The organism is Corynebacterium ulcerans (assembly GCF_000767685.1).
GTDB classification, from domain to species: Bacteria; Actinomycetota; Actinomycetes; order Mycobacteriales; family Mycobacteriaceae; genus Corynebacterium; species Corynebacterium ulcerans.
The window spans coordinates 70,839-96,920 of the sequence record NZ_CP009622.1 but is presented as its reverse complement, the minus strand read 5'-3'; the positions used below and the strand labels follow the sequence as shown (position 1 = coordinate 96,920).

Below are 26,082 nucleotides of genomic sequence, written 5' to 3'. Positions count from 1 at the left end.
TCTTGAGGGCTTTTTGCCCTTCCATCCCCTACAAAAATCGGAAATTTTCACTTTTCCTCCCTGCTGGTCAATGCCAGTGAACCGATTCACTTAACCGATACACAAACGCAATTCCCACCCTCACCTGCATAAAAGCGCCGATATAGTGGCGTGCATCCATAGGGACGGGGGTTGCGTTTTTGCAGCCTCCTTCCCGTCATCGCTTGCGAGTAAAGAGGAATCTGCATGAGTAACAACAGAACTATCCGCGTGGCCATTGCTGGGGTTGGCAACTGTGCTTCTTCGCTTATCCAGGGCGTGGAGTACTACAAAGACGCTGACCCCGCCACCAATGTCCCCGGTCTCATGCATGTGCAGTTTGGCGACTACCACGTGGGCGACATCGAGTTCGTTGCCGCCTTTGATGTGGACAAAGAAAAAGTTGGCCTAGACCTGTCTCAGGCCATCAATGCCTCAGAAAATTGCACGATCAAAATCTGTGACGTCCCCGAACAAGGGGTCACCATTCAACGGGGCCCCACGCTGGATGGGCTGGGGAAGTATTACCGCCAAACCATCACAGAATCCGATGCTGAACCCGTCGACGTTGTCGGCACGCTCAAAGACGTCCGCGCGGATGTCCTGGTTTCCTATCTTCCAGTCGGTTCCGAGGAAGCGGATAAGTTCTACGCGCAGTGTGCTATCGACGCCAATGTGGCCTTTGTCAACGCCCTTCCCGTGTTCATTGCCTCCGATCCCGAGTGGGCGGAGAAATTTGAGAAAGCCGGGGTTCCCATCGTGGGCGATGACATCAAATCGCAGGTAGGAGCCACGATCACTCACCGCGTGCTAGCAAAATTATTTGAGGATCGCGGCGTGCATCTTGATCGCACGATGCAGCTGAACGTGGGCGGCAATATGGACTTTAAAAATATGCTTGAACGCGAGCGCCTAGAGTCCAAGAAAATCTCCAAGACGCAGGCTGTCACCTCTAACTTGGATCAACACATCGAGGCACACGACGTCCATATTGGCCCATCGGATTACGTCGGCTGGCTGGATGATCGTAAGTGGGCTTATGTTCGCCTAGAGGGAACCGCGTTTGGGGATGTGCCGCTTAATCTTGAGTACAAGCTGGAAGTATGGGATTCGCCTAATTCTGCCGGCATTATCATCGACGCTATCCGTGCCGCCAAGATCGCTAAAGATCGTCGACTCGGCGGCCCAGTATTCGCAGCGTCCTCGTATTTGATGAAGTCCCCGCCACAGCAGCTTCGCGACGAACACGCCCGCGCGGAACTGGAATCATTTATCGCCGGCGACCCTAGCTAAAACGCAACACCCCCTGAGAATGAGACATCTCAGGGGGTAATTGTTGCCGTCGACTAGCGGGCGGCGAGGCCGCGGATCACCCGAGCGACCTGGTTAGCGTCGATATTGAGCCCATCTGCACGCATTACAGCTTGAGAGCTCTGACCTGCATCTATGCCCGCAAGGTGGGCGGCGTTATCCAGCAGGATGACCAGGTCGCCAACGGTGTAGTTACCGCTAGCCATCTTGTTCAGTTGATCGACCGGGAGCTTGCCAGCCTTAGCCAGAGCCTGCACCACCGCGGTGAGGTCCTGCGCACCTTCGGAGCTCAGACCTGCGGCTTCGGCGGCTTGAATCAGTTGTGGCGCGGCAGCTGCCCCGGCGCTCAAAGCCAGAATGACTGCCACTACCCCACCTGCACTCTTGCCCAGGTCTGCCAGCTCGGGGAGGTTGATCGAGGCGAATTTGTTGCCCGCAGCGTGGAGATTACCTGCAGCAAAAGCGGCGAGTTCGCCGTCGTCACCGTTAAACAGGTTCATATCTACGTCGCCGACAATGCCGTTAATGCGTCCGGAGCTAGAGCGCTGCCAGAAATCAATTTGATCCCAGCCGCCCACGGTCCCGGGCACCTGTGCCTGATACGCCGCAAGCCAGAGTGGGTACTGCGAGAACTCAGTGGTGTTAGCCATCTGCTCAATCCAGAAGTACCGGTAGGTGTAGATCATGGGGACGCGGCCAGTCTGCTTTTCCAGCTCTTGAACAAAGTCTCGTGTCCAGTTGACCAGCTCCTGCGGAGTTTTCCCCTCAGCTACCTCAAGGTCCAGAACAGGCGGCAAGGAATGGTTCGGCGTATGAGAGATGACCTTGGCATAGTGACGCGCCTGCTGCCGTGCGTCAGCGCCCGGACGAGCGTAGTGATACGACCCAACTTTGAGCCCCTGAGCCGCAGCTTGGGTGATGTCACTAGCGTAAAAGTCATTGGTCCAGCCCAGTCCCTCTGTCGCTTTAACAAAAGCGAAGGACTGACCGTGGGACTTGACGTCCTGCCAATTGATGCTGCTGCCGTTGGGGTGTTGGTGACCCGAAACGTCTATGCCTGAGGACGCGCCGATCGGGAAGGGAAGCGGAATTGCTTGGACCGAGGCGACGGCAAACGTGGACGAGGCAAGAACTGTACAAAGGGCAGTCTTCAGACGACGGGTTTTCATCATGATCGCCACCCTACCAATAATCCCACTAGTCACATAAGTAACATTCGTAACAATTATTGCTTTCTCGCACCTTATAACACTAAAAAATTTTAAACCAAGTCAGAAAATCGCTGCACAGAACACATATTTCCAACCCTTTGAACAATAAAAGGGGCCGGTCAAGGCCCCAAAAATTTTTAGCGATTCACCTCCCCTATTACCCCACCCGCATCCGCAGATCGCGGCCATATCTGCCATGAGCATCTGCCAACGATCTGCGGATAACGCGCTCATGCGCCTAATTCTCCAGCGTCACGCTCTCTTCCAGGCCTGTTGGCATAGCCGCATCCCCTACCAGCGATGCACCCTGATCAGAAGTAGTCCACGTGAGCTTCTTGGTTTGTTCATCCCACTTATAGCTAAGAACCTTTCCGCTCTCGGCGACAGTGACAAGATAGTTACTGTCGCTTCTTCCATCAGGCCCATAGCTTTCTTGCCAATCACGGTCATACGCAACCTTGACCTCATAATTCCCCGGCGTAGGTACCTTAGGAAGGCGCGTTCCATAGGTGTGCGCGCCCGTGCGCGTCAGCATGGTTGCTAGACATGCCGGACCCCAGTTGCCATATGCATCGCTCTTCTCGACGTTCGCCGGGCACTCCAACGCACCGCCCATCGTTCCTGGCAGCGTGATCACGCGATGCTCTGCGGTATTAAAGAACTCATGAGTTTCCGGGTGATAGAAGAACGTTACTTTTTGCTTGTCCTGGGTCACCTGGAACTTCACGTTTTTACCATCTGGAATACCCTCGTCACTCTCACGCGTTCCCCCGCTTAGCGCCCCGTAGCTCTGATCCCAAGAGCCGCCAGTAGCAATCTTGTATTCGTACTCGCCTGGCTTAAGGGTCAGCTCTGCGGTCTTCCATCCGGAAGAATCATCGCGCAGTTCAGCAGCCGCACACGTAGGGTCCCAATTACCTTCTTGACCTCCCGTACATCCGAGGTCTTTGGTAAAGTTCCCCGCCACAACGGCAGCGGGAACAGTGGCGGAAGCCGTGGTCGCAGAAACGCTTAAGGCTCGGGAATCAACAGCCAGGTCTACGCCAACAACACCCCAACCATGGGAAGCTGTTTCTTTATTGTCGCCGTCGACGGTGACGGTCCGATACTCCACCACGGTACCCGGCTCAAGGTCGCGCACGTTATGGAAAATACGAGCGTCTTGGCCGGTGTCGGTCCCAAGGTAGTTCCACTCTTTTTCACCAAGCTTGCGCCATCCAAAGTTGGTTTCTGACCAAGCGTTTCCGCCGACTGTTGTCATGATCGGCGCATCGCCTTTGAGCTCTTGGCCCACGATGTTCAGGCCGCCGGACACAGACCCCGTGACCTGCTTTCCGTTTTTCACCTTGTACACCACAGCAGTTAAGCCCGGAACGGTGACATGGGTTTTTGCCTCGTTGTCAGTGGTCAGGGATGTAGGAGCTTCATTGCCGTAGATACTGCTTATATAGACCCGCTCGAATTCAGCGTTAGGAGTCAAAGCGTTAAGGTCCACCTCGCGCGTGGTGGTGGCGTTATTCAAGGCCACCAAGTACTCCTGCTTTTCCTCACGATTCACACGAGAAAATGCATAGATACCCGCACCCTGAGTTGCATAGCGCTCAATCTGCGCACCTTCTACCAGGGCTTTATTCTCTTTGCGCAGTTTTGCTAACTCGGTAATCGTCTTTGCCACCGGGGCCTCAGAGTTAAAGTGGTCGCCCGTTCCAAACTGATCGCCATTGACCAGCTGCTCGTTGTGCACATCCGTGACCTTCGTGGCAAACATATCCTGACGAGCATCTTTATCGGCACCCTTTCCGGCAAACCCCTGCTCATCGCCATAGTAAACAACTGGCTGACCGCGAGTGAGGTACAGCAGGGCGTGCGCGAGCTGGTCACGTCGGAGCCGCTCGGCACCGTCGCCACTATTCTGCAACAGGCTTCCGATACGACCCATGTCATGGTTCCCCAGGAAGGTCGGCAGCACGGCGGCGTCGGAACGCGTTGTGGTGTACCAGTCATCGCCATAGAACAGGGACTTCAGCTTGTTGGTGTCCCCGCCTTTAGCAAAGTCAACGGCGTTATTTTGGAACGCAAAATCGAGAACAGCATCCATATGTGTCTCGCGAACAAAGGGGCTCAGAGCCTCCGGGCTAAAGTTGTAGGCCTCACCGAACATGAAGAAGTCGCCCATGCCCTTTTCCACGGCATGCTGGTGCACCCTCTCCGTCCATTGCTTCCAAAAAGCAAGGTCAACATGCTTAACGGTGTCGATGCGGAAGCCATCCAACCCGTAGTCAACCCACTCGTTGTAGATCTTGGTCATGCCGTCGACAACGGTGGGGTGTTCTGTCATGAGGTCGTCGAGACCAAAGAAGTCACCCATGATCACGGATTCGCCACCATCGTCGAACATGCTGTTACCGCGGTTGTGGTAGAGGGTGACGTCGTTAAGCCAATCAGGGGTCATTTTTTCAGCCGGATTCGTACGCTGAGGGGTATAAGGGAACGATTTCTCGTTGAGCTTAGGAAACTCGCTCGCGTCCTTACCCGCGTAGTCTTCTAGCCGGAATTCTTTTCCGTTGACATCCTTATAGGGCTGTTCCTGCTGTGAGACATACTTGCTGCCGTTGGAACCGTTGCCGCCGGCCAGCTGAATCAGGTCGGCCGTATGGTTGGTCACGATGTCAAAGTAGACCTTCATTCCCTTCTCATGCGCAGCCTTGATCAGGTCCTTCATGTCCTGGTTGGTGCCCAGGTGCGGGTCGATCTGAGTGAAGTCCGTGATCCAATACCCGTGATAGCCAGCCGAGGCATCATTACCCGTTCCCTGCACTGCTTTATTTTTAAAGGAGGGTGTCAACCAGATTGCAGTGGTGCCCAAGCCCTGGATGTAATCCAGTTTCTGGATGATGCCTTTGATGTCACCGCCGTGATAGAAGGCTTTCGACGTTGGATCGAATCCATGCTGAGCCCTATCCCCCTGCTCAGCCGATGCGTCCCCTCGATCATTCTGAGTATCGCCGTTATTAAAGCGATCTGTGAGCACAAAATAGAAGTTATTCTGCGCAGCGTTCTGGCGGTAAGGAGCCTTGATCAACTCCCGATCCTCCGGCTTGACCTCGTGATCACCGGTAGTGATCTGGGTGGGCCTGAGCCCAATATGGTGGCTCTCCGGATCGAATATGAACTCAAGTTCTGCGTCTGCCGCCAGCTTCAGCGGGACATTGTCACGCTCATAGCCCTTTCCGGGAGCGCCATAACTCGTGTCCCAGTTTTTATCCAGAACGACCTTAAAATTCCAATCGCCTTGGGGGACCTTAATCTTCTTGCTGTAGAACTTGCCCTGCTTCTCCATCTGGGTCTGAGAGCAGGCAGGATCCCAGTCCTTTGTACATCCAGCTTTGGTTTGGAAATCCGCCGCGATCACAACAGAACTCGGGTCGGCAGCCTGGGCTGGGGGCCTGGATAGGGCACCACCAGCAGTGATGAGTGTGAGTGTGGTGAGCGCGGTAAATATTCTTCGCGCATGACAACGATAAGTTTTCACGTCTTTGAAAGCCTTACTTCAGTGATGAGGGAATAAAACACGAGCATTCTTTTACAAAGTGTGACTGGCATATAATTTTTGATTATTTGTGCCAGCAGTCACCGTTATAGGTAGGCTAACATTCTTTGCTGGTTTGAAACGTAAATTTTTTAAAATTAGTTTCAGTAATCTCCGCGATTCTCACCACACCAGAGAAAGACCCCTAGTCCGAATAAGATACTCCCCAGCGATCGGTACCCGATTTCTCAGTCCAATCACTGGGGAGTAGTTTAAAATGAAGGTCATTCGGCCGATTTTCGCCTAACAACAAAGAGCCACATCACTCCGATCAATAACGCAGCAAGAGTAAACCCTAGACCTATATCTTTAGACTTTTCTGCCATAACTTCACCGTAGCTTCGTTCCGGAAAGGAGCGGTGCTACAACTAAGCAGTAAGCCCAGCACCCGACAATGACTGCCGCCATAGACCGGACAATCGTTTGAGACTTATGAAAGTTTGACACTTCTGAAACCCCTTCCGATAGTTAGCAAACGAAGCCAAAGCTAATTCACGCTATTGAAAAATATTATCAACGTTATAGCTTACTGGTTATCCTATCGCTACTAAAGGTTGAACCAAGTAGGTCACTTGCCATGAACGAATCATTTTCAGCTGTTCTTATGGGGAAAATTCTCGGGAGCTAGTTCATTCATCACTAGGGGTCTTTCTCATCAAGCGCGTGCCTTTATTGATAGGACACAAACCAAGGCCGAGGCTCGATCTTAAACGTCTGTTCGGGAGTGAACATCGGTTGATCCTCATCGATAAAGTTCTTCCACGCAAGGTAGAACTCGGGCTGCAGATTCTTTCGCACCATATCCCACGTGGCAAACTTATCGCCCGCAGTTCCGTGACCATCTGCGTGAAGAACCCACGAAAGCTCCGGTGCCGTGGTGTCCAACGTTTCCCTGTCCTGCACCATCTGATGCTGGAATTGGTGCACAACAAAGACTTTTTGTGGGAGCTCATTATCCTTTACCAGGTCCCGCAGCCACGCCGCAGTCTGGTTCACTTCCCCTGCCCCAACACTGCCGACCCGTTCCATGGGCTTCTCCCCCGGCTTCAGCCGCCACTCGGGATCTATCGCCAGTCCGACGTGCGGTAGCTTGAGCAGCTCCTCAAATTGTTGCGCCTGCTCAAGGAAGCTCGCGCTGCCAGGTTGCAGGTCAAGAATCGCTATGCCGCCAGCGTCACCGATCGCTTTGACCCAGGGGCGCAGCTCATCGACGTTCCCCTCATTGGAATAATTGCCATCCGGCCCTGCCGACGAGCTCGCCACGGTAGCAATGATCTCAAAGGCGGGGATCACGCTTTCTTCCGGGTCAATGGCCTGATACTTACCTACCAGGTCATTCACCCTGTTCACGGCTTTCTCAGCAGGTTGCTCGCCAAGCACTCCCAGCGCCCCACCGGAAGGATGACCGTAGAGAGCTACCACGCGATGCGAGGGGAAAATGAGGTGCCCGCCACCGGGGACCTCACCATAATTAATCATCTCTACCTGGCGATTAAACCGCTCTTTGTTGGCAAAGCTTGGGCCCAGGGCAACCACATGAGCGTCGGGATCAGCGGATAGCGTGGAGCTTTCACGCGCGTCGCCCGAAGACAGGTATTCCACCTTAGCTCCCGACGCGCGTGCGGTAGCTACATCAGCGGCCGTGGTGCGCCCGGAGACCAGGATGGACGCGCCGCCGTCGAAAAGCGGTGATTCGGGCGTGAGCTGCGAGATTTTGTCGGCGATGTTGGCTTCAGAAATCTCTGGGTCCGGGGTCTGGGGCTCGTCGATCGTGATAACGTCTTGAGCCCCGAGGCGCTTTATCTCCGAATCAATGGCCGACGCGTTATCGGCAGTGCGCACCAGCAGCGGCGCGCCCCGCTTCACCGCCTCTTTTGCACCTTCCCATTTCTGCCCCACAGAACCACCGGCGATAACAACGGATGTGGAAGAGGAAAAGAGCAGCTTGGAGGCATCAATCCCGTCTGCGCTGTCTATCTGCGTTGTTTGTTCTATGGACAGCGCATTGCTCGGGGCGCCCGCTTTCCCCGTGCTTCCGCATGCACCCAGAACCAATGCAGTACTGCAAAGTATGGCCATTGTTAGCTTTCGCAAGAATCACACGCTCCTTCGAGCCAGATTGCAGAGCCAAATTACGTCAGGCCATCTCTATTCCTATTGACTCAATAGGTTATCTAAATGGCACCTCTCCGATGGTACGGCGTAACTTCCTCGTCCGCAGTTTTTCTGGGGTAAGAGCAAGAAGTTCCACGGCGTGCACCGCGCACATCACGTGCGCCTGTTTGGAATTTGCATAGAAGGTTTGTGCTGCAGCTGGCAGCTTAGGCACGGCATGGAGCGGAAGATCGGAGACGGAAAGCAAGGTGCCATAAGGAATGCGGTAGCGGTACCCGTTCGCCGCAAGCGTCGCCGATTCCATGTCACAGGCAGCAGCGGTGGAACCCCGGAGCAGCTTCCATAGTTTTTGTGGGGTGTGCCATTCCCAGTTGCGGTCGTCGGTGGAGAGGACCGTGCCGATACGCATCATGGAAAGATCCTCGCCATATACGTCACGAACACTCGTCTCTAGGGCACGCTGCACTTCAGGAACTGCAGGAATGGGCAGGTCGAGCGGAATATGGTCATCGAGAAGGTGGTCGTCACGCTGGTAGGCGTTTCCCAGGATGAGGTCGCCGAGTCTCATGCGCCCGTCGAGCCCGGCGCAATGTCCGATCATCACCCATGCTTCCGGCCGGAGGACAGCGAGGCAGTCGGTAATCGTCTTGGCGTTGGACGGCCCCACACCAATATTGATCATGGTGATGCCCATTCCGTCTTCCGCTACTAGGTCATAGCGCGGCATCTGGAACCGAGATTCTAGGCTCAGGCTTTCACGATCGATGTTTTCTGCTTGGTCGCGCGTGATCTTGTGACCGTCGGGAAGCAACAATGCGCTGTAGCGCGAGCCTTCCCGCGACAGCTCGCATAGCCCAAAGTTCACAAATTCCCGGGCGTGCATAGAGTAGTTTGTAAATAGGATGTATTTTTGCACGCTAGCTGGGGAAATGCCCGTGTAGTGCTGGATGCGAGCACAAGCAATATCAAAACGCTGCGGAGTGAAATGGAAAAGCGGCTTTTCCTCGCCGTGGAAGGCATCCCATTCGCCGTCGATAATGGCATCGTCAACGTCATCCAAGGTGGGGCGCGGGATTTCTGCGGCAACATCGCCTGCGCGACGGGCCTCGGTCACGCCTTCTATGCCGTCGATATACTCCGGCGGGATGCGCACGGTAGAAGGTTCCACCGTGATCACGCACTCGTAGTTTGCACAGAGGCGTTCTAGCTGCTCACAGAGGTAATCATGAATCAACTCCGGCTTGGAGAGCACCGCCGAGTAGCATCCTGCAGCGTCGACATAGCCAAATGGCTCGGTGCGATCAACGGGGTGCCAGCTAACGATCTTCACGATGAGCTTGGGATAAACTACATCGCAGTAACGCTCGTATTCACCAGTCTCTAGAATCTCCTTGGCAAGGCTTATCGACGCCGCGTAGATGTCCTCCAGCTGTTGTACTACGTCCGCGCCCACACCTTTTTTCATTGTCATTGCATCCTACTTTCTAGATTTTTCCTAAGGATTCTTTGTGTCTAGAGTAGCCGCGCCAGTCTCCAGATGCAGGGCGTAGAAAAGGGAGCAGCCAGAAAGACCAGTCCACAAAAAAAGAAGGCATACATGAGGTTCAGAAGCTTTGAACAGTACGCAGCAGCAAAAGATCTGAACTGCCACGTCACTCCCGAGGAACAAAATAGTGACTATCAATCTGGAATCGTAGAAATTTCGGAGGCCACCTGGCACATACGGACGGCACGCACCACGCCGACCAAGAAAGGTGCTTTTGTAGCCTTTTGGACCCGGAATGACGCCGGAGAGACCGTGCCTTTTAGCCCGCACAACGTACGGGGAGGTTTGCTGGTGTTTGTAGAGCAAGACGAACACCGAGGAGTCTTCACATTCACTGCTCCACACCTTGAACGCTTAGGCATTACATCGGGAAGCTCCGCAGGAAAACGCGGTTTTCGGGTATAATCTACGGAAAATATTTCGTAGATGGAGATTGTATGATTTTTGCTTTAGATACTTATTTTGTGGCGAACGAGTCTGATTTGGGAATGGCATATAGAGTATATTCCCGGGTGGTTAATAACGCAGCAAAAAAATCTGGAATAGATATACTTTTTATTTGTGCTGAGCCAGCCGGCGTAGATTCTGAAGAAATGCAGAATGATCTTATTTCTCAGTTTAGGATTGAAAGGCCTGCTGAAGACTTTGAAAACCTGAGACTCTATCTGTGCACAGCGATAGTTTCCGCTAGTGGAGAATCCGCTACCAGTGAAGACAAACCCTTAGCGTCGTTTTTCTTAATGGACGAAGAGTATGTTCGAGCAGATGCGTTCCCTAGCAGCGTCGGTTGTAGAAAACTCGTATCTTGGAAACGCTCTGCGGTCGAACCATTCGACGATGAGAACAGCTAAAGGCTCTACGTAGACCAGAGAATGTTATAAAAATGGGGCTATAGTAGCGTTACTAGAAGCTCCCTCCTCTAAAACCACCGCCGCCTTTGGGGTAGTATCCAGAGATACGGTGACTGACTCCTTTACAATGGCGTTTGTAATGGCCGGGGGGACGTACTTATTAGCGTCTCTCTTCGCGCCATTTAGGGTTGATGCGTTTCCATACACATGGCCAACTACGTCTCCGCCTAGGCCAATTTTAATGACTTGACATTGAGCTGTGACTGTGGCTGCGAATGCAGATGGCGCAGAAGCAACAGTGAGAGAAAAAGCTGCAGTAACAATTAGTAGTGATCGGCTAATTTTTCTAAACAATGCAATATCCTTTAATCGGGCGATAATGAGAGTCACTTTCAATCTAGCATTGAAAAAAAATATTCTCTAGGGTTCGAATTGTATTCTGTGTCATCACAGTTTGGGCTGATGGCAACCATTCAACAAAAGTAGCGTGGGAAAAGCTTCTCACCTAGGTCCGCTGGTCCATGATGGTCTTGTTGCGCGGGATTTTGCTGCTATGCGTCCTAATGATAGATATCGCCGAGCACCTAATAGGGAAGCCAAATCGTATCTGTATGCAGTCAAAGATGTGTACAGATACAATTACGGCACGGTGCCGTTGTCGTCCGTGGTATCTACTTAGATCGGGTATGGCGCATATTTTGATAGTACAGGCCATCTAGATGTTCACGCTGGAATCCACGTCGGTTACGAGCCTTCCCGTCAGTATTACGAACGCAAGTATACAAACTGCAGCTTGATGAATTTATGTTTATCGAGATCACGGTGTGTGCCACAGAATTACCGCCCGTTACCTTGTGGGCATAATTTGCTACATTATCGCTAGTGAAACTGGATACTTGGCCGTCAGGAAAGACCCGACGGAGCTCCGTAGTTCATCAGAATCAAATGTCTTGAAGAAAAGCTTTGGTGAAGGGGCTTAAAATTTACTACATTAGGAGAAAAGAGCAGAGGATGTATGTTCCTACGTTGCATATCCTAGCGAATGAAGAAGGTGATGGAAATTAACATAGGTATTTCAGAAATACTAATCATTGCAATTTTTGTCATTTTAGTGGTGACTGTCATAGCTTTTATTGTCCGATTTGTGATGAAAACTATGGAGACAATGGATAGTATCGTCGAACGAAATAATCGAGAAAAAAGGGTTAAGTAGCAAAAAGTGTATTCTAACGAAAAATAATTAAAGTGCTGGGAAAATTTATTTCCCAGCACTTTAATTATTTTAATGCTTGATGGTTACGCAAGCGTAATTGGACCAATTCCCGGAAATCTTGACACGCCCGCACATGGGTCCAGCACTAATATACCGATTAAAGTTCCATTTTTGAGTCGCTCTCAAAAAGCCAGAATCGGGTCCTTTAGTCTCTGCTCGTCGTTGTCCTCTTTCGTACCAAGAAAGTTCAAATGCTTCGGCAGTAGCATTTGAACCTGCAATTTTACTCCCCGGAAAATAATTTACGTAGACATTTCCAACACGTAAGCCGTGACCGTTAACATTTAAAGCCACGTATGCCCCATTTCCACCCGGAGCAGGCGTCAAACCACCAGCGGAACGGGGAACTATTACGTCATCCTGGTCTGACAGGGGTACAACTGCCGTCTGCGTCGCTTCTTGTTGCATCTCAACGTCTTTGATTATCTCAGCAACTGAAGGTTGCTCTGATGCAACAGCTGGGCTACTGGTTCCACATATAGCAGAGAAAGTCATAGTAGTAGCAATGACAAAACGTTTCATGTTTTTTCCCACTGGGCATTCTCCTTTTTCGCAAAATAGACGCAGGATTTTCCTGCACTAATCGTGAGTAGAAACCTCTAACTATGGAAAGATATTGCTACTCCAAGGTTCCCCTCCGACGCGTTTAAAATTAGCATGGCAAAATAAAAATTTCTGGGATTTTCTAGTAAAACTCTGAATATCACATAGTGCTAGTGCCCCCGCATCAAGTTAGTGATCACGTGTACATCAAAAGATCCTAAAATTTACATACAGTAGGCACTTTTAATGTTAATGGTATTTACTCCCCACAACCTGAGAGAACATGGGTCTGCGAAGTGTCAATTTTTATTCCGAACGTTCGAAATGGCAGCGAACAGAACGTATTATGATCTTAGACATTAGTTTGCGTTATGATCTCTCGGAAATTTCAATCACGGTGGCACAAACGTGATCAATCTAATTTTCTATCCGAGCGTCTTATAAATATCGCAGCCATACAATAAGCGGGTAAATTGGAGTGCTGACCCTATGACTACCCGAACGCTTGGCAGGCGCCGCGAGATTGACGACGTGACAGCGAAAAAGTTTTTTTGATCAGTATGCACAAGAATTGGGAAAAGGTTGGTGGAGATAAATGCCTAAGACGTACACAGTTACCGCAGAACGAGGAACTAGCGATGTATGGGTGCTGGAATGCGCGGACCTGGGGGTCGTATCACAGACCAGACGGCTAGCGCATGCCGCTGCCGAGATGCGAGAGGCTATGGCCTACCAAGCAGGAGTAAGTCCCGATAACTTCAATATTGTTGTTGAAGTTATCCTTCCCTCTAATATCGCCGAGCTAAAGACACGTGCCGACGAACAGCGTAGAGAAGCCGCACGACTCACGACAGAAGCGCAAGAAAGTACCCGGGAATTGGCTGCCGCAATGAAAAAGTCCGGTATGACCGTACGTGACATGGGTGAGATTCTTGGAGTGTCCTACCAAAGGGCGCAAAAGCTTGCCACAGCATAAAGAAACTCAAGCAGCAACGCTGCGGAATAGGCTTGTTGGTTATTAGCCAAGCCGGATCCAACAGGTAGAGGCGAGAAACTTTTCCGGTTTCTTTGCCTCATCGTAGTAATCACTTCATGGAAAGAATAGCTTTCTATATTTCTAGCTTGTTACATTGCTAGGTTTCTAGAAATGTAACACTAAATGGATACTTGGTAGTTGGTTACCTGTGAGGAAGCGTGAAAGAAAGGGGTAAGCGGCTGTTTTCTGCGTGGGTGCGGTAGTTATCTTCTTTGTTCGCGAGTTCGAATTCTAGGAACTCGGCTTTAGGTACTGCTGTGGGGTGACCTGTCCAGCACTTCTATACCCAAGCTGGTGCACACTGGCTTCAACCCTCAGGCCGCCGCCACACAGCGCGCCCAAGCACCCGCGTTCAGCCTCTACTGAGCGCCCCTATCGCCAGGCGGTATCTTTTCAGCGCCGCCCCAGATACACAGAATCCACCGTGCCGTGCCGCGAGCAGGTTGCTTCCCAGCCGTCGGGACGCACTTGCACCACCATGCGACGCCCGCAGATCTGGCAGAAGCGCGGTGCCTCCAACCCGGCGCGCGCCGAGGGAGAAAGCCTGATTGTTTCTCCCGCAGCGATTTCTTGTCCGGTGTTGGGGTGAAAGAGCGGGGGCTCGTCGGCAAGCATTACCTGGATGAGCTCGGTTGATGTGGTTTTCATACCAGCTAGACGCTCGCATTCAGGGCTTTGATGGGAAGGCGCAATTTGCCCAGCATATCCAGGTCTTCTTCCATCGGACGGCCCAGCGTGGTCAGGTAGTTGCCCACGATCACCGCATTGATTCCGCCGAGCAAACCTTGTTCAGTACCCAGGTCTCCCAGGGTGAGTTCGCGTCCACCGGCGAAGCGGAGAATGGTCTTGGGCAGCGCAAGGCGGAATGCACCAATTGCACGCAATGCGTCTGGGGTTTCCATAACGTCCAGGTCTGCAAAGGGAGTCCCCGGGCGTGGATCGAGGAAGTTCATGGGGACTTCCGTGGGATTGAGCTCAGCCAGGTCGCAGGCGAATTCTGCGCGCTGTTCTAGCGTCTCACCCATGCCAATGATGCCGCCGGAGCAGACTTCCATGCCGGCCTCCCCGATCATGCGCAGGGTTTCACGGCGCGATTCCCATGAATGAGTGGTGACAACGTTGGGGAAGTACGAGCGCGCAGTTTCTAGATTGTGGTTGTAGCGGTGCACGCCTGCTGCTTTGAGCCGGTCGACTTGCTCCTGGGTAAGGATGCCTATCGACGCCGCCACCTCGATATCCACCTCAGATTTAATGGCGGCTACGGCCTCTTCCAGCTGGCTCATGAGGCGCTCGTCGGGACCTTTTACCGCAGCAACAATGCAGAATTCGGTAGCGCCGGACTTTTGTGTTTGCTTTGCGGCTTCCACGAGTCCCGCAATGTCGAGCCAGGCAGAGCGAACGGGGGACTCAAAAAGGCCCGACTGGGAGCAGAAGTGGCAATCTTCAGGGCAGCCGCCCGTCTTGAGAGAGATAATGCCTTCTACCTCAACCTCTTCCCCACACCACTTGAGGCGCACCTCGTGCGCGAGGGCAAGGAGCTCGGGGATTCTGTCTTCTTCCAGCGTGAGTACCTGGAGGACCTCCTCCTTATTCAGGCCATTGCCTTCCTCAAGAACCTTGGTCCGGGCAAGTTCCAGAATGTCAGTCATGGGGTTTCCTCCTAGGCGTCAGCACCCGCGAGCGCTGTGTACGTACATTCATCGTCGTGCAAGATGTGGTGACACAAGGCCAGCACACATCACTTGATCAACGTTCAAGAATCCTAGCCGCATCTCCTGAACACTGTTTAAATTTCCACACACATTTCACCCACAAGACCCCTAATTCACCCCTTTCACCCCCGAATCAGCCTATGCTGGGGCGCATGACGCTCTACTCGGACACGCTTTCATTGCTTACCCGCATGGTGCAGAACGCCTGCGTCAACGACCTCACCCCCGATTCAGGCCAAGAAGTCCGAAACGCCGACACCCTAGAGGAATTCTTTGCCGGCGAGGCCGTCACCATCCACCGCTACGAGCCTCATCCAGGCCGTGTAACCATTGTGGTCACGGTCCCCGGCAGCGACCCCACCGCTGAGCCGCTCACCCTGCTAGGGCACACAGACGTGGTGCCCGTGGATGAGAAGAAATGGACCAAGCCTCCCTTTGAAGCGCTCATAGAAGATGGGAAAATATACGGCCGCGGCACCGTAGACATGCTCTTCATTACCGCCACAATGGCAGCCGTGACCCGCGAAGTAGCGCGGAAAAAATCCAATCGAGGCACCCTGTACTTTGTAGGAATCGCAGATGAAGAGGCTCGTGGCGGTTTAGGCGCCCAGTGGCTCCGCGAACACCACCCAGACGCGTTCAGCTGGAAAAACTGCGTGTCGGAGACCGGCGGCTCCCATCTTCCCGGCGCAGACGGTTCCGACTCCGTGATCATCTATGTCGGTGAAAAAGGCGCTGCTCAACGCCGGCTCCATGTCCACGGCGACGCCGGCCATGGTTCGGCGCCGTTCCGCAAGGACAGCGCCATTGCAAAGATCGGCGAGGTGGCGCGTCGTATAGCTAGCATCCAACCATCAGTGCACAGCGATGACACGTGGCACGGCTTTGTACGAGCGTTCCGCTTTGACCCCGACACGGAGCGCAAGCTTCTCGACGGCCACCCCGATTCCTACGAATCCCTCGGCGAACTCGCGGCCTTTGGCGATGCCATCTCCCATCTCACCATCGCCCAGACAGTCCTCCGCGCCGGCCAAGCCATCAACGTTCTGCCCAGCCACGCATGGCTAGAAATGGACATTCGAACTCTCCCCGGACAGTCGGACGACTACGTTGACCTGCTACTAAACCAAGCTTTAGCCGATGTAGCGCCCGAGGTCACCATCGAGCGCCTCATCAGCGAGGAGGCCACCGTCTCCCCCACCGACTCGCCACTCTATAACGCCATGAGCGATACGCTGCTGGAGTTCTTCCCCAAGTCCACCGTGGTCCCCATGATCGCACCCGGAGGCTCTGATCTGCGCTTTGCCCGGCGCGCAGGCGGGGTCGGCTACGGCTTTGCCGTACACGCCAAACAGCGCACGTTAGGACATGCGCATGCACAACTTCATTCCCATGACGAGTTTCTTTACCTAGAGGATCTGGAACTCACGGTTGCCGGCTATCAGCGACTCGTAACCCGCTTTCTAGAACACCCCTGACCCCGAGCCGATCCCGCCCCCAAGCCCGCAGGTTGTATTACCCTTAAATGTGATAACTGCCCCTCAACACAAGGAGAATCTCATGGACATCCTCAACAAGGCTAAAGAACTGCTGGATCAAAACGCCGACAAGGTAAAGGACGCAGTAGAAAAAGTTGGCGATCTTGTCGACGAGAAAACCGACGGCAAGTTTGCAGACAAAGTCGACCAGGTCCAAGAGGCCGTCAAGAAGAAATTGGACGAAAAGTAATTTCTTCTCTCCCCCTGCCCCGCCTGCGACACTGCGCAGCTCGGCAGGGGGTTTACTTTTACGCTGGCACGAGGGTGAGCCGTATAGAGGAAACAGTCAGAAACCGCATCAGAAAACCTCTAACGCCACGATAGTATTTTGATAGCCTTGGCGAATGGATATACGTAATGCAACTGCTGCCGATATTCCATATGCTGCAGCTATCCTTGCTGCTGCTTTTCAAGATTATCCGTGGACACGTTGGTCAATTCCTGCAGCCCATTACCAAGAACGTCTTGAGGAGTTACAAGGACTCTATCTTTATTACGCCCTCGAACACGGAATTGTACTGATAAACGATAAACACCAGGGAGTCGCAGCTTTTCTCCCTCCCAATGTCCCCGAACCTAACACTGCTACCCAAACAAGAATTGCAGAGTTATTGGGAGACCGTATTCAAGCCATGCTAAATACAAAAATCCCTCAACATCCTAAGGACTCTTGGAATCTAGCCACCATCGGGGTCCATCCCGATAACTGGGGACAAGGCATAGCTTCAGCCCTCCTTGCAGATGGACTACAGCGTTTAGATGCAATCCAAGCAAAGGTTTCTTTGGAAACATCAGACTCCCGGAATGTCACCCTCTATTCTCGTTATGATTTTAACGTGACCTCCCTAACACAAATACCTCATGGCCCGACCGTCTATTCCATGTTGCGCGAAAGAAGCGACACCAATACATAGACAAAACCACAACAACATAACTGCCATCCCCTATGGAAGGTTATAGGTGGTAGAGCTGTCGTTACGCCTAAAAATCACCGAGCACATCTAAGCACTTAGCCAACTAAAGTTCGGTTACTCCCGGACTCCTCGGAGCTAAATCAGTATGATGGCCCACAGAGCCCGCTATAGGTCGCACTTATAGCCAAACAGCAAAACTCCGCAGTCCACTTTTTAATAGCAGGAACAGGAAATTAGTATATAACACAGCAAATGCTTATATAATCCTTAAGCCAACATTATCCATTTCACGTCACCCAAGCGGCAGAGTGCCAACGGAAGCAGCAACTATGATCGAATTTATCGACGTCAGCAAGAGCTACGCTAACCCCCGCAAAGAAAAAGGTGACAAGAAAAATAAGACACAAGTAAGCGCAGCATCCAAAAAGCAAGCACCAACAGAAAATGCTGTGAACAACTTCAACCTTGTCATTCCTGAAAATCAAACCACCGTTTTTGTTGGTTCCTCCGGCTGTGGAAAGACCACTCTCCTGAGGATGATTAACCGCATGGTTGAGCCCACGTCCGGTGAGGTTCGCGTGCGCGGCCGCAACGTGGCCGATGTCAATCCCGTGGAACTACGTAGATCCATCGGATACGTCATTCAAAGCGGTGGGCTCCTCCCCCACCGCAAGGTGCTGGATAATGTGGCAACGGTTCCTTTGCTTAACCGTGAACCCAAAGAAGAAGCTATTCGACGCGCCCGGCTGGCCTTAGAAACGGTAGAGCTCGACCCCAGTTTTGAAAATCGTTATCCAGGTGAGCTTTCCGGCGGGCAACAGCAGCGCGTTGGTGTTGCACGCGCGCTTGCCGCAGACCCGGACATTTTGTTGATGGACGAGCCTTTTGGCGCGGTCGACCCGATCGTGCGGCGAGCGCTACAGCAACAGCTCATTGACTTACAGGCCCGTCTGCATAAAACCGTGGTGGTGGTGACTCATGACGTCGATGAGGCCTTTCTCCTAGGCGATAACATCGTGGTGTTGGAAAAAGGCGGAAAAATTGCCCAAGCTGGCACGCCTACGGAAATTTTCGCACAGCCAGCCAATGACTTTGTCGCCCAGTTCATGGGCACAAATCGAGCAGATAGAGACTTGCACACCGCGGTTATCGGCGGTTCCCGGGTTGTGGTGGATAAGCAAGGTCGCCCAGTCGGTCGCTTAGGTGCAGACTCATGAGGTGGCTGCGTCACGCGTGGCCATATGTGCTGGATATGGCGGCCGCCCATCTCCTGCTCAGTATTCCGGCAATCCTGATTAGCATTGCGGTCTCCATCCCTATCGGCATGTTCGCTGCCCGCAGCCCGCGCGTAGGCAACCTAGTGGTATCCGCAGCATCCTTGGCCTATACAATCCCGGCTCTTCCCATGCTGATCTTGGTTCCTTTCATCGTGGGAGTTCCGCTGCGGTCAGATACCAACGTCATTATCGCCCTATGCATTTATGGGGTGGCACTCCTTGCGCGTACTGCAACAGATGCCTTCCGTTCCATCCCTGAGGACGTGCGCATGTCCGCATCAGCCCAGGGAATGAGCGCACCTCAAATCGCCGTAAAAGTGGATCTGCCGCTTGCTATTCCGGTATTAATTTCCGGAATCCGTGTGCTTGGCGTCTCCACTATCGGCCTCGTAACCATCGGCGCATTGATAGGCGTATCAAGCCTAGGAACGCTGTTTACCGACGGCTTTCAACGAAACATCACTGCTGAGGTACTCACTGGCATCGGTGCTGTAGTCATCCTGGCTGTGCTTTTCGACGTCCTCTGCCTCCTCCTTCAACGAGTACTCGCACCTTGGTCGGTGATAAAGAAATGAGTTGGTTTTCCGATCTCTTCATCCTGCTCACTACCGCTTCCCAGTGGTGCCCCACCGGTTATCTCATCCGAATTGGCGAGCACGTGGGTATCAGCCTGGCTGCCGTAGCCATTGCTGCTATTTTTGCTATCCCAGCCGGTGTAGCTATCGGCCATACCGGGCACGGTTCTGCAGTTATCGGCGCGATCAGTGGCGCTGCGCGCGCGCTGCCCACTCTTGGCCTGCTCACGATCTTTGGCCTTGCCTTGGGCATCGGGCTAAGTGCACCGCTCATAGCTCTCGTGATACTCGCTATCCCCTCATTGCTGGCCGGCGCTTATGCGGGAGTGGCCAGCGTAGACCGAGACACTGTGGATGCCGCCCGAGCCATGGGTTATACCGAGTGGCAGATTATTAAAAACGTGGAACTCCCGTTAGGCGCTTCCGTGCTCGTGGGTGGCATACGATCAGCAACCTTGCAGGTCACAGCTACAGCCACTCTCGCGGCTTATACGTCAGACATAGGGCTCGGACGATTCATCTTCCACGGACTCAAAGCGCGCGATTACATAGAAATGCTTGCCGGTTCCGTTTTAGTTATCGTATTGGCCCTAATTCTTGACCAGATACTTTCCACCGTTCAGCGAATTACTGGGGCGCACAGCGCGACTTCATAAGTTACCAATCGCGCATGGCCCGCCGAACCGTAGTTCGGTATGTGCCTCGCCGTTGCGCAGGACGGCCCGGCACCTGACCTAAGGAGTATTTACGGTTAACGGCGGGACGTGACCCCTCGCCGCCAAGACCGCCAGCATCATAAGCTGGGTCTAAAAGCAGGCGTACTTTATTGCTCAGTTTTCCCCAACGGTCATAGAAAATCAGGGTTTGCTTGTACAAATCCCCTTTTCCTATATCTGGGTTTTCTGACTCAATGCCACACATAACGGTCTGGAGCTCTACCAACGGGATTTGTTCGAGGGTACGAGGCCCTAGTGAGCGCACCACTACCTCAGCCTTATCGCGTGGACGAAGCACCATCGCCTCAGCATTTACGCGAGTAAAGGGCCGATCAGCTACCACTTCACCAGAGTTGAGTGCTTGTTCTACTGCGAGCATCAGGCGTTCACGGATTCGTCGGCCTAGTTTTTGGTTCGAGGCACGGCAGTACGCTACAAAAAGTCGAGAACCCAATACCGGTCCCTCGACGTTGATGATCGCTTTCACACCAGCAATGATGTCCTCATCACTGCCAGACGCGACGGACGCCACTTCTCCCTCGAACGCCTCGTAAGGCAGAAACTCCATAACGCTTTCCACTCCTTTAGTTCTTTTTGACTCTCCCACAAACACGTCAAAAAAGGTAGAAAACGCACACGGATATGAATAAACCGGGAGAGCGTCCATACGTAATGAACACGCTCTCCCGGTTTTAAATCTCAGCGTTACCCAAAGGTGAGCGAGTATGCCGTCACGCTCGGTTCAAGTTCCAGGGTGATGATGCCGTCGAGAGGCTTATCAGCGTCATAGATGTCTATCGTGCCATCGGATACGTCGAAAGTTTTGCTGCTGCCATCAGGGAAAGTAGCTTTCACTTTTCCTTGCCCCGATACCACGAGCTGAACCTTAGCCGCATGCACATTGATGGACAGTTTTGCATCCTTCACAGGAACGATGTGATCGCTTTTCACATCCCACTTACCGCTGAGCGAATATTGCCCCATCTTAGGATCTTTATACGTAAAGCCACGTTCTCCTAGGCCGTAATTATTGTTGTTAAAGAAACGAGCCCGCTCAGCACCCAGGTAGGTCTCCGGATTGCGCTGCTCCGTGAGCTTAGAATCGGTTCCGCCACCAGTTTCAATCGGGTCAGGTAGCTGAACATTGGGGTTGGCCTGCTTGAGCAGCTGACGCACAAGCTGCTCGGTCTCCGCATAAGCGCCTTCTCCCTCATGGATATGGCGCACATTGCCCTCAGTATCAATCAAATACCGCGCTGGCCAGTAGCGGTTGTTGAACTTCTTCCAGGTAACAAAGTCATTGTCCTGTGCCACTGGATAGTTGATTCCCTCGCGCTTTGCCGCTGCGCGCACATTGGCGGCCTCATGCTCAAAGCCGTACTCGGGTGCGTGCACGCCTACTACCTGTAGTCCCGCATCCTTATATGCGTCGTACAGCTTGGTGATGTGCTCACCGGCGCGTTGGCAGTTAATGCAGGCATAGGCCCAGAAATCGACCAACGTCACTTTACCTTCGTGCGTTCCCACCGGCTTGTCCGTATTAAACCACCCAGTCAGGCCCTCAAATTCCGGTGCCGAGCCACAGTCATGCAGAGTGCCTTTATCAGCCCTACGGCAGGAATCTAGGTTGCCATTTCCGCTACTAAGAGCGTTCTGAACAGCCTCATTATCGCTCAGCCGTTCCTGCACACCGGCAGTCCAGTCAGGAAGACTGCGCTGCAGCTTCTCAGGAACGTTCAAGGCCAGTGCCAGAGCCAACGCCAAGATAATCGCGCCGACGATGCCGCGATGCTTCCGGACGGCGTCGATACGCTCACCCATCTTGTTGCCGGCGAGAGCGAAGATGAGCAGCGGAAGGCTCGCGCCGATGGCAAACGCGACGGTCAGGATCACCGTAGAAAGTCCAATATCGCCAGTTGCGCCAGCAACCGTAATAGCGGCAAGGATCGGTCCCGCGCACGGAACATATACAGCTCCCAGCGCTAGGCCGATGGCAAAGCCACCTTTATTACGCGCTTTGACCTGCAGCGATGTTGGGCGTGGAATGCGGTTAAATGGTGCTTCAATCCACTCGCCAAGCTTAGGCACAATCATGCCTACGCCCACCAGGACTAGCAATGCGATACCGCCCCATCGCAGCACGTCCTTAGGCAGTCCCAGCGCACCAAGGATCAAAGTGCCCACCAATGTAATAGTGGCAAAGCTAAGCGCAAGGCCGGAGATCACATGGGTGGGTTTACGGTCTACGGAAACCGCCAAAACGACCGGAAGAACCGGGAGAATACACGGAGATATACCGGTGACAATGCCACCGATAAGCCCGATCAAAACAAGTTCAAGCATGTGCGTTCCTTTTATGTGCTTTTATGTTTCAGCTTTAACAATCTTGTGGGAGCACGGCGCTTTCTGGATGCAACCATGCGCGGCGGCTCCCTGCACACTCACGACGCAACAACGATGGCGCGGTGCGCGAGCCGTCATTAAGAAGTACGGAACATAAGAAACTTTCAGATTGGATAAAAGTAATTTCGCAGGTAGGAACACTGAAAACGCCACCGCCCCAATGCGACTCACAGTTATTTTTATTTTTTCCAATCCATCGCACGCAGCGGCTCCGAAGTATTCAATAAGCGCGGGAGATAAGCCGCGCACCACATCGGAACTCAGTCTTATATAAGGAGCACTGTCCCATGAAGAACACCGCACTTCGCAAAGCACTTATCGTCGGCGCATTCTCTGTAGCCGCCCTCGGTCTCACAGCCTGCGGAGATGACGAACCAGCCCCAACCAGCCAGACGTCCACAAGCGAGTCTTCCCAGCCCTCCGACGCAATGTCTAAGGACGCGATGACTAAGGATGCCATGACCAAAGACGCCATGCCCAAGGATGCGATGGACCGCATGGAGCACAAAGAGGGAATGGATGGCAAAGACCACATGGATCGCATGGAACATAAAGAAGGAATGGACGGTAAAGACCATATGGATCGCATGGAACATACGGAGCCCAGTGGCGCTATGAAGCACTAAATCCTGCCTTTTCTTATGCTTACCTTGTGACCACAGCCTTAACACCTCACTAATAGTTCATGATTTCCACCCTTTCCGTTGTAGAGTTACCGGTCATGGACCCCGATAACCTGCTTGTTGCCAGCGCCCACGGCGACCAGCGGGCATTCGCCGCCCTGTATGACCTACTGGCCCCACAAATGTTGGGTTTAGCCGCGCAGATCATTCATGACCGCGCGCAGGCAGAGGAAGTCATCCAAGAGGTATTCATTGAGCTGTGGCGCAGCGCTAAAAGTTACGACCCAGCCAAAGGCGGTGCCCGTTCCTGGGCGCTACGACTCACGCGCTTGCGCGCAATCGATCGCTTGCGTACCGACGTAGCCACCAAACAGCGCGACAACAAAGACTTCCTAGAGCAGACCACAACGTGGCACGCAGCCGAGGAAGAAGCAGTGGAATCGCTGGAATCACAGCGAGTTCGCAAGCTTGTCGACGCCATCGGCGAACCACACCGCACCGCCGTCATGCTGGCTTATTTCTCCGGTCTCACTCACCCCGAGATCGCCCAGGCCACCGGCGTTCCCCTTGGGACCGCCAAAACCCGGGTCAGAGATGGACTTAAAAAACTTCGCTCAGCGATGAGCTTCATGCAAGGAGGTGCACAATGACCACCACAGGTCACAACGAGCCTTTCGACGACTTCCCACACGATGTCGAAGACCTGTTGGCGCAGGCACCTGCACCGCTAACCCCCTCGGCCCAGTTACGAGACAACATCCTCGATGCCATTGCCGCTACTCCTCAAGAGGAACCAGAGGCAACGCATACACCGCAGGTCGGTGCCCCAGCTGAGCCTATTGCGGATGTTATTCAGCTATCTTCGCGCCGTAAGTTGACGCGCGGGTTTCTTGCCGTGGCGGCGTCGATAGCCGTAATAGCTGGTGGCTTTACATTCTGGCCACAAGTAGATCCACATGCAGAAATGCACAGTATCCTCGCGGCTTCCGACGTGCGTCAGGCCAGCACTCATGCCATGGGTGCATCCCTGGATATTGTTGTGTCCTCGTCAATGAATGAGGGCGGCGCCCTTGTTGATGGTGCGCCCAAACTTAGCGAAGGCATGGGCGCACAGGTATGGGCAGTAATGGCAGACGGCTCCACAAAATCTGCCGGCGTTATCGGGCCCGAAGATCACGATGGAGTATGGATGCCTTTACCAGGGGAAACCTCAAAGGTGATGATTACTGAGGAACCCCTCAAGGGCAGCTCTCAGCCGCAGGGCACAGTCCTTGCCGTAGTCGATGTGTAAGTGACTGCCGTGTGCAGTGTGAGGGGCTAACTGGTGCAGCAGTGCCGGTTAGCCCCTCACCCCATTGACAGATATGATTTGCAACACTTACTTTTAATCGTGTCCTGACTCACATTAAAAGGAACGCAATGTTCACTTTCAAACAATCCCCAACAATCAAAGCTCTAGAGGGATTCACGCCTTCGCGCATCCAAGTCCGAGAAGCCGTAGTTGAAAGAAACGTTTCGGTACGCCATCAGCCAGGGACTGCATAACGTGCCCACGATTTTTCCAGGCGACGACAAGGAACTACGTTCCGTCTACGCTCTTGCCGTTACCTACTTTTTCGTGGCCACCTGCGGGGCAATGACGTCGCTTGCTATTTCACTTCACTTTGCTTCGCGTGAAAGTGGCGAGGCACTGGTGGCCGCAGTTCTCATCTCAGGGGCTTGTGCACAGGTATTTTTATCACCGCTCCTCACGCCTTTTTTTGACAGGATTAGCCCACTTACCGTCACACAGACTGCCGCATTCATAGAATGTGTCGTTCTGGTACTTTTGTGCCTCTTCCCCGAACCAGTGTTCCTCATTGCCGGAAACGTTGTGGTGGCTACATTAAGTGGCTTGTCTGTCCCAGCCTATTTTGCGATCGCGGAAGAATGTGCACCATCACACAATCAGGCGCGCGTATTTTCCCTCCTTGACACCGCACGGCTCAGTGGAAGCTTCGCAGGACCTGCGCTGGGTGGCCTTCTTTTAGATTTTGGAGCCCTGAGCACTGCACTGGCCTACGAAGCTGCAGCTATTGCAGGCTCGTTCCTTGTGTTATGCATACTAGGTTTTCGCCTCCGCAAAAACTTTGCACAGACTAATAGCACCAATACCGGCCGGAAACCGCTTAAAATCTTCCGCAGCATCCTTGAGGCCCCCGCGCTGCTCCTTACTCAACCTCACACGCGCCAAGCACTGACAAGCATCTGGGCCGCCATCATTTTTACGTCCATCTACAACGTGGCTCTCGTCTTCTACGCCACGGAGACGCTCCAGGTGGGCGGACTTATGTACGCAATCGTGGCCCAAGGCTTCATCGTGGGGCGCATTTTTGGCGCACGCATTTCCGCACGCCTCACCGAGGCCAACGCGCTGCCTACCCTGGTTAAGGCTGGCGCCGCCATGGGTTTGTGCATCGCCATTCCGGGGTTCGTGCCGTCACTTCTTGTATGTATCCCATTCTTTGCGCTGGCCGGAATCTGTAACGCTCTCCAGGTTGCCGCGCTCAGAATGGTCATTGTCGGCAGTGTCCAACCAGCGATCAAGCCCAAAGCATTATCGACGATGGGCACGGTTAATAACTCAGCAATGCTCGTTGGCTATATCGTTGGCGCCCCGGTCGTCGCTAGCATCGGCCCCAGCTTGGCACTTGTTGTCGCCGGCCTCGGCACAATGCTTTTTACAGTGCTACCGCCAACGTGGCGAGCGCTGCGCATCGCTACTCGCGGGAAAACGGTTACTTCCTCACCTTAGGTAAAGAAACACTGCCTCCTTCACAAACAAAGTAAGA

22 protein-coding genes and 2 pseudogenes are annotated in these 26,082 nt (G+C 53.2%); 15 read left to right on the top strand and 9 right to left on the bottom strand.

Annotated features, from left to right (window positions below):
* The first annotated feature begins 225 nt into the window (after positions 1–225).
* Positions 226–1,311: an inositol-3-phosphate synthase gene (locus CULFRC11_RS00455; RefSeq protein ID WP_023634847.1), complete on the top strand. Its 1,086-nt coding sequence runs from the start codon at positions 226–228 to the stop codon at positions 1,309–1,311.
* Between the two features lie 53 nt (positions 1,312–1,364).
* Here CULFRC11_RS00455 and CULFRC11_RS00450 read toward each other — a convergent pair whose 3' ends face one another.
* The 4 genes from CULFRC11_RS00450 to amn form a co-directional block, all read right to left on the bottom strand.
* Positions 1,365–2,501: a glycoside hydrolase family 25 protein gene (locus CULFRC11_RS00450; RefSeq protein ID WP_013910503.1), complete on the bottom strand. Its 1,137-nt coding sequence runs from the start codon at positions 2,499–2,501 to the stop codon at positions 1,365–1,367.
* A gap of 277 nt (positions 2,502–2,778) precedes the next feature.
* Positions 2,779–6,072, bottom strand: coding sequence for an alpha-amylase family glycosyl hydrolase (locus CULFRC11_RS00445; RefSeq protein ID WP_038620258.1), 3,294 nt, complete (start codon positions 6,070–6,072; stop codon positions 2,779–2,781).
* 726 nt (positions 6,073–6,798) lie between these two features.
* Positions 6,799–8,208, bottom strand: a complete 1,410-nt coding sequence (locus CULFRC11_RS00440) for a hypothetical protein (RefSeq protein ID WP_023634844.1) — start codon at positions 8,206–8,208, stop codon at positions 6,799–6,801.
* 91 nt (positions 8,209–8,299) lie between these two features.
* A complete protein-coding gene (gene amn, locus CULFRC11_RS00435; RefSeq protein WP_031269830.1) occupies positions 8,300–9,709 on the bottom strand; it encodes an AMP nucleosidase in 1,410 nt (469 codons plus the stop codon).
* 132 nt (positions 9,710–9,841) lie between these two features.
* Between amn and CULFRC11_RS00430 the strand changes: the two are divergent.
* Both CULFRC11_RS00430 and CULFRC11_RS00425 read left to right on the top strand, forming a co-directional pair.
* Positions 9,842–10,192 (top strand): annotated as a pseudogene (locus CULFRC11_RS00430) (MepB family protein); the annotation flags it as partial.
* A gap of 35 nt (positions 10,193–10,227) precedes the next feature.
* Positions 10,228–10,641, top strand: coding sequence for a hypothetical protein (locus tag CULFRC11_RS00425; RefSeq protein WP_023634841.1), 414 nt, complete (start codon positions 10,228–10,230; stop codon positions 10,639–10,641).
* A gap of 1,282 nt (positions 10,642–11,923) precedes the next feature.
* On the opposite strand, the gene CULFRC11_RS00415 is transcribed toward CULFRC11_RS00425, so the two are convergent.
* Positions 11,924–12,436 carry a hypothetical protein gene (locus tag CULFRC11_RS00415; RefSeq protein ID WP_144245009.1) on the bottom strand — a complete coding sequence of 171 codons (513 nt, stop codon included), beginning with the start codon at positions 12,434–12,436 and terminating at the stop codon, positions 11,924–11,926.
* Positions 12,437–13,052: 616 nt separating this feature from the next.
* Here CULFRC11_RS00415 and CULFRC11_RS00410 point away from each other — a divergent pair.
* Positions 13,053–13,433 (top strand): hypothetical protein, encoded by a 381-nt coding sequence (locus CULFRC11_RS00410; protein ID WP_023634837.1) that lies wholly within the window; start codon positions 13,053–13,055, stop codon positions 13,431–13,433.
* Positions 13,434–13,773: 340 nt separating this feature from the next.
* Positions 13,774–13,859 (top strand): annotated as a pseudogene (locus CULFRC11_RS11465) (MepB family protein); the annotation flags it as partial.
* A gap of 27 nt (positions 13,860–13,886) precedes the next feature.
* Here CULFRC11_RS11465 and bsaP read toward each other — a convergent pair.
* Positions 13,887–14,141: a biotin synthase auxiliary protein BsaP gene (bsaP, locus tag CULFRC11_RS00405; RefSeq protein WP_013910497.1), complete on the bottom strand. Its 255-nt coding sequence runs from the start codon at positions 14,139–14,141 to the stop codon at positions 13,887–13,889.
* A gap of 5 nt (positions 14,142–14,146) precedes the next feature.
* Positions 14,147–15,142, bottom strand: a complete 996-nt coding sequence (gene bioB / locus CULFRC11_RS00400) for a biotin synthase BioB (RefSeq protein ID WP_023634836.1) — start codon at positions 15,140–15,142, stop codon at positions 14,147–14,149.
* 203 nt (positions 15,143–15,345) lie between these two features.
* On the opposite strand from bioB, the gene CULFRC11_RS00395 reads away from it, so the two are divergent.
* The 6 genes from CULFRC11_RS00395 (at position 15,346) to CULFRC11_RS00375 (ending at position 20,165) form a co-directional block, all read left to right on the top strand.
* Positions 15,346–16,683, top strand: a complete 1,338-nt coding sequence (locus CULFRC11_RS00395; RefSeq protein WP_031269827.1) for a M20/M25/M40 family metallo-hydrolase — start codon at positions 15,346–15,348, stop codon at positions 16,681–16,683.
* An 82-nt stretch (positions 16,684–16,765) separates the two neighbouring features.
* Positions 16,766–16,933: an antitoxin gene (locus CULFRC11_RS10965; protein WP_013240920.1), complete on the top strand. Its 168-nt coding sequence runs from the start codon at positions 16,766–16,768 to the stop codon at positions 16,931–16,933.
* 154 nt (positions 16,934–17,087) lie between these two features.
* Positions 17,088–17,657: a GNAT family N-acetyltransferase gene (locus tag CULFRC11_RS00390; protein ID WP_013910494.1), complete on the top strand. Its 570-nt coding sequence runs from the start codon at positions 17,088–17,090 to the stop codon at positions 17,655–17,657.
* Positions 17,658–17,986: 329 nt separating this feature from the next.
* Positions 17,987–18,874: an ABC transporter ATP-binding protein gene (locus tag CULFRC11_RS00385; RefSeq protein WP_023634833.1), complete on the top strand. Its 888-nt coding sequence runs from the start codon at positions 17,987–17,989 to the stop codon at positions 18,872–18,874.
* Positions 18,871–19,509, top strand: a complete 639-nt coding sequence (locus tag CULFRC11_RS00380; RefSeq protein WP_023634832.1) for an ABC transporter permease — start codon at positions 18,871–18,873, stop codon at positions 19,507–19,509. Before CULFRC11_RS00385 ends, CULFRC11_RS00380 begins: the two co-directional genes overlap by 4 nt.
* Positions 19,506–20,165: an ABC transporter permease gene (locus CULFRC11_RS00375; protein WP_038620255.1), complete on the top strand. Its 660-nt coding sequence runs from the start codon at positions 19,506–19,508 to the stop codon at positions 20,163–20,165. Before CULFRC11_RS00380 ends, CULFRC11_RS00375 begins: the two co-directional genes overlap by 4 nt.
* Position 20,166: 1 nt before the next feature.
* On the opposite strand, the gene CULFRC11_RS00370 is transcribed toward CULFRC11_RS00375, so the two are convergent.
* Positions 20,167–20,793, bottom strand: coding sequence for a hypothetical protein (locus tag CULFRC11_RS00370; RefSeq protein WP_023634830.1), 627 nt, complete (start codon positions 20,791–20,793; stop codon positions 20,167–20,169).
* Positions 20,794–20,930: 137 nt separating this feature from the next.
* Complete coding sequence (locus tag CULFRC11_RS00365) at positions 20,931–22,568, bottom strand: cytochrome c biogenesis protein DipZ (protein ID WP_023634829.1); 1,638 nt, start codon at positions 22,566–22,568, stop codon at positions 20,931–20,933.
* A 347-nt stretch (positions 22,569–22,915) separates the two neighbouring features.
* Here CULFRC11_RS00365 and CULFRC11_RS00360 point away from each other — a divergent pair, with 347 nt between their 5' ends.
* The 4 genes from CULFRC11_RS00360 (at position 22,916) to CULFRC11_RS00345 (ending at position 26,045) form a co-directional block, all read left to right on the top strand.
* Positions 22,916–23,254, top strand: coding sequence for a hypothetical protein (locus CULFRC11_RS00360; protein WP_023634828.1), 339 nt, complete (start codon positions 22,916–22,918; stop codon positions 23,252–23,254).
* 59 nt (positions 23,255–23,313) lie between these two features.
* A complete protein-coding gene (locus CULFRC11_RS00355; RefSeq protein ID WP_023634827.1) occupies positions 23,314–23,901 on the top strand; it encodes a sigma-70 family RNA polymerase sigma factor in 588 nt (195 codons plus the stop codon).
* Positions 23,898–24,542: an anti-sigma factor gene (locus CULFRC11_RS00350; protein ID WP_023634826.1), complete on the top strand. Its 645-nt coding sequence runs from the start codon at positions 23,898–23,900 to the stop codon at positions 24,540–24,542. The genes CULFRC11_RS00355 and CULFRC11_RS00350 overlap by 4 nt, the downstream gene beginning before the upstream one ends.
* 327 nt (positions 24,543–24,869) lie before the next feature.
* On the top strand, positions 24,870–26,045 hold the full coding sequence (locus CULFRC11_RS00345) for an MFS transporter (protein WP_230478241.1): 1,176 nt from the start codon (positions 24,870–24,872) through the stop codon (positions 26,043–26,045).
* Positions 26,046–26,082: the final 37 nt, after the last annotated feature.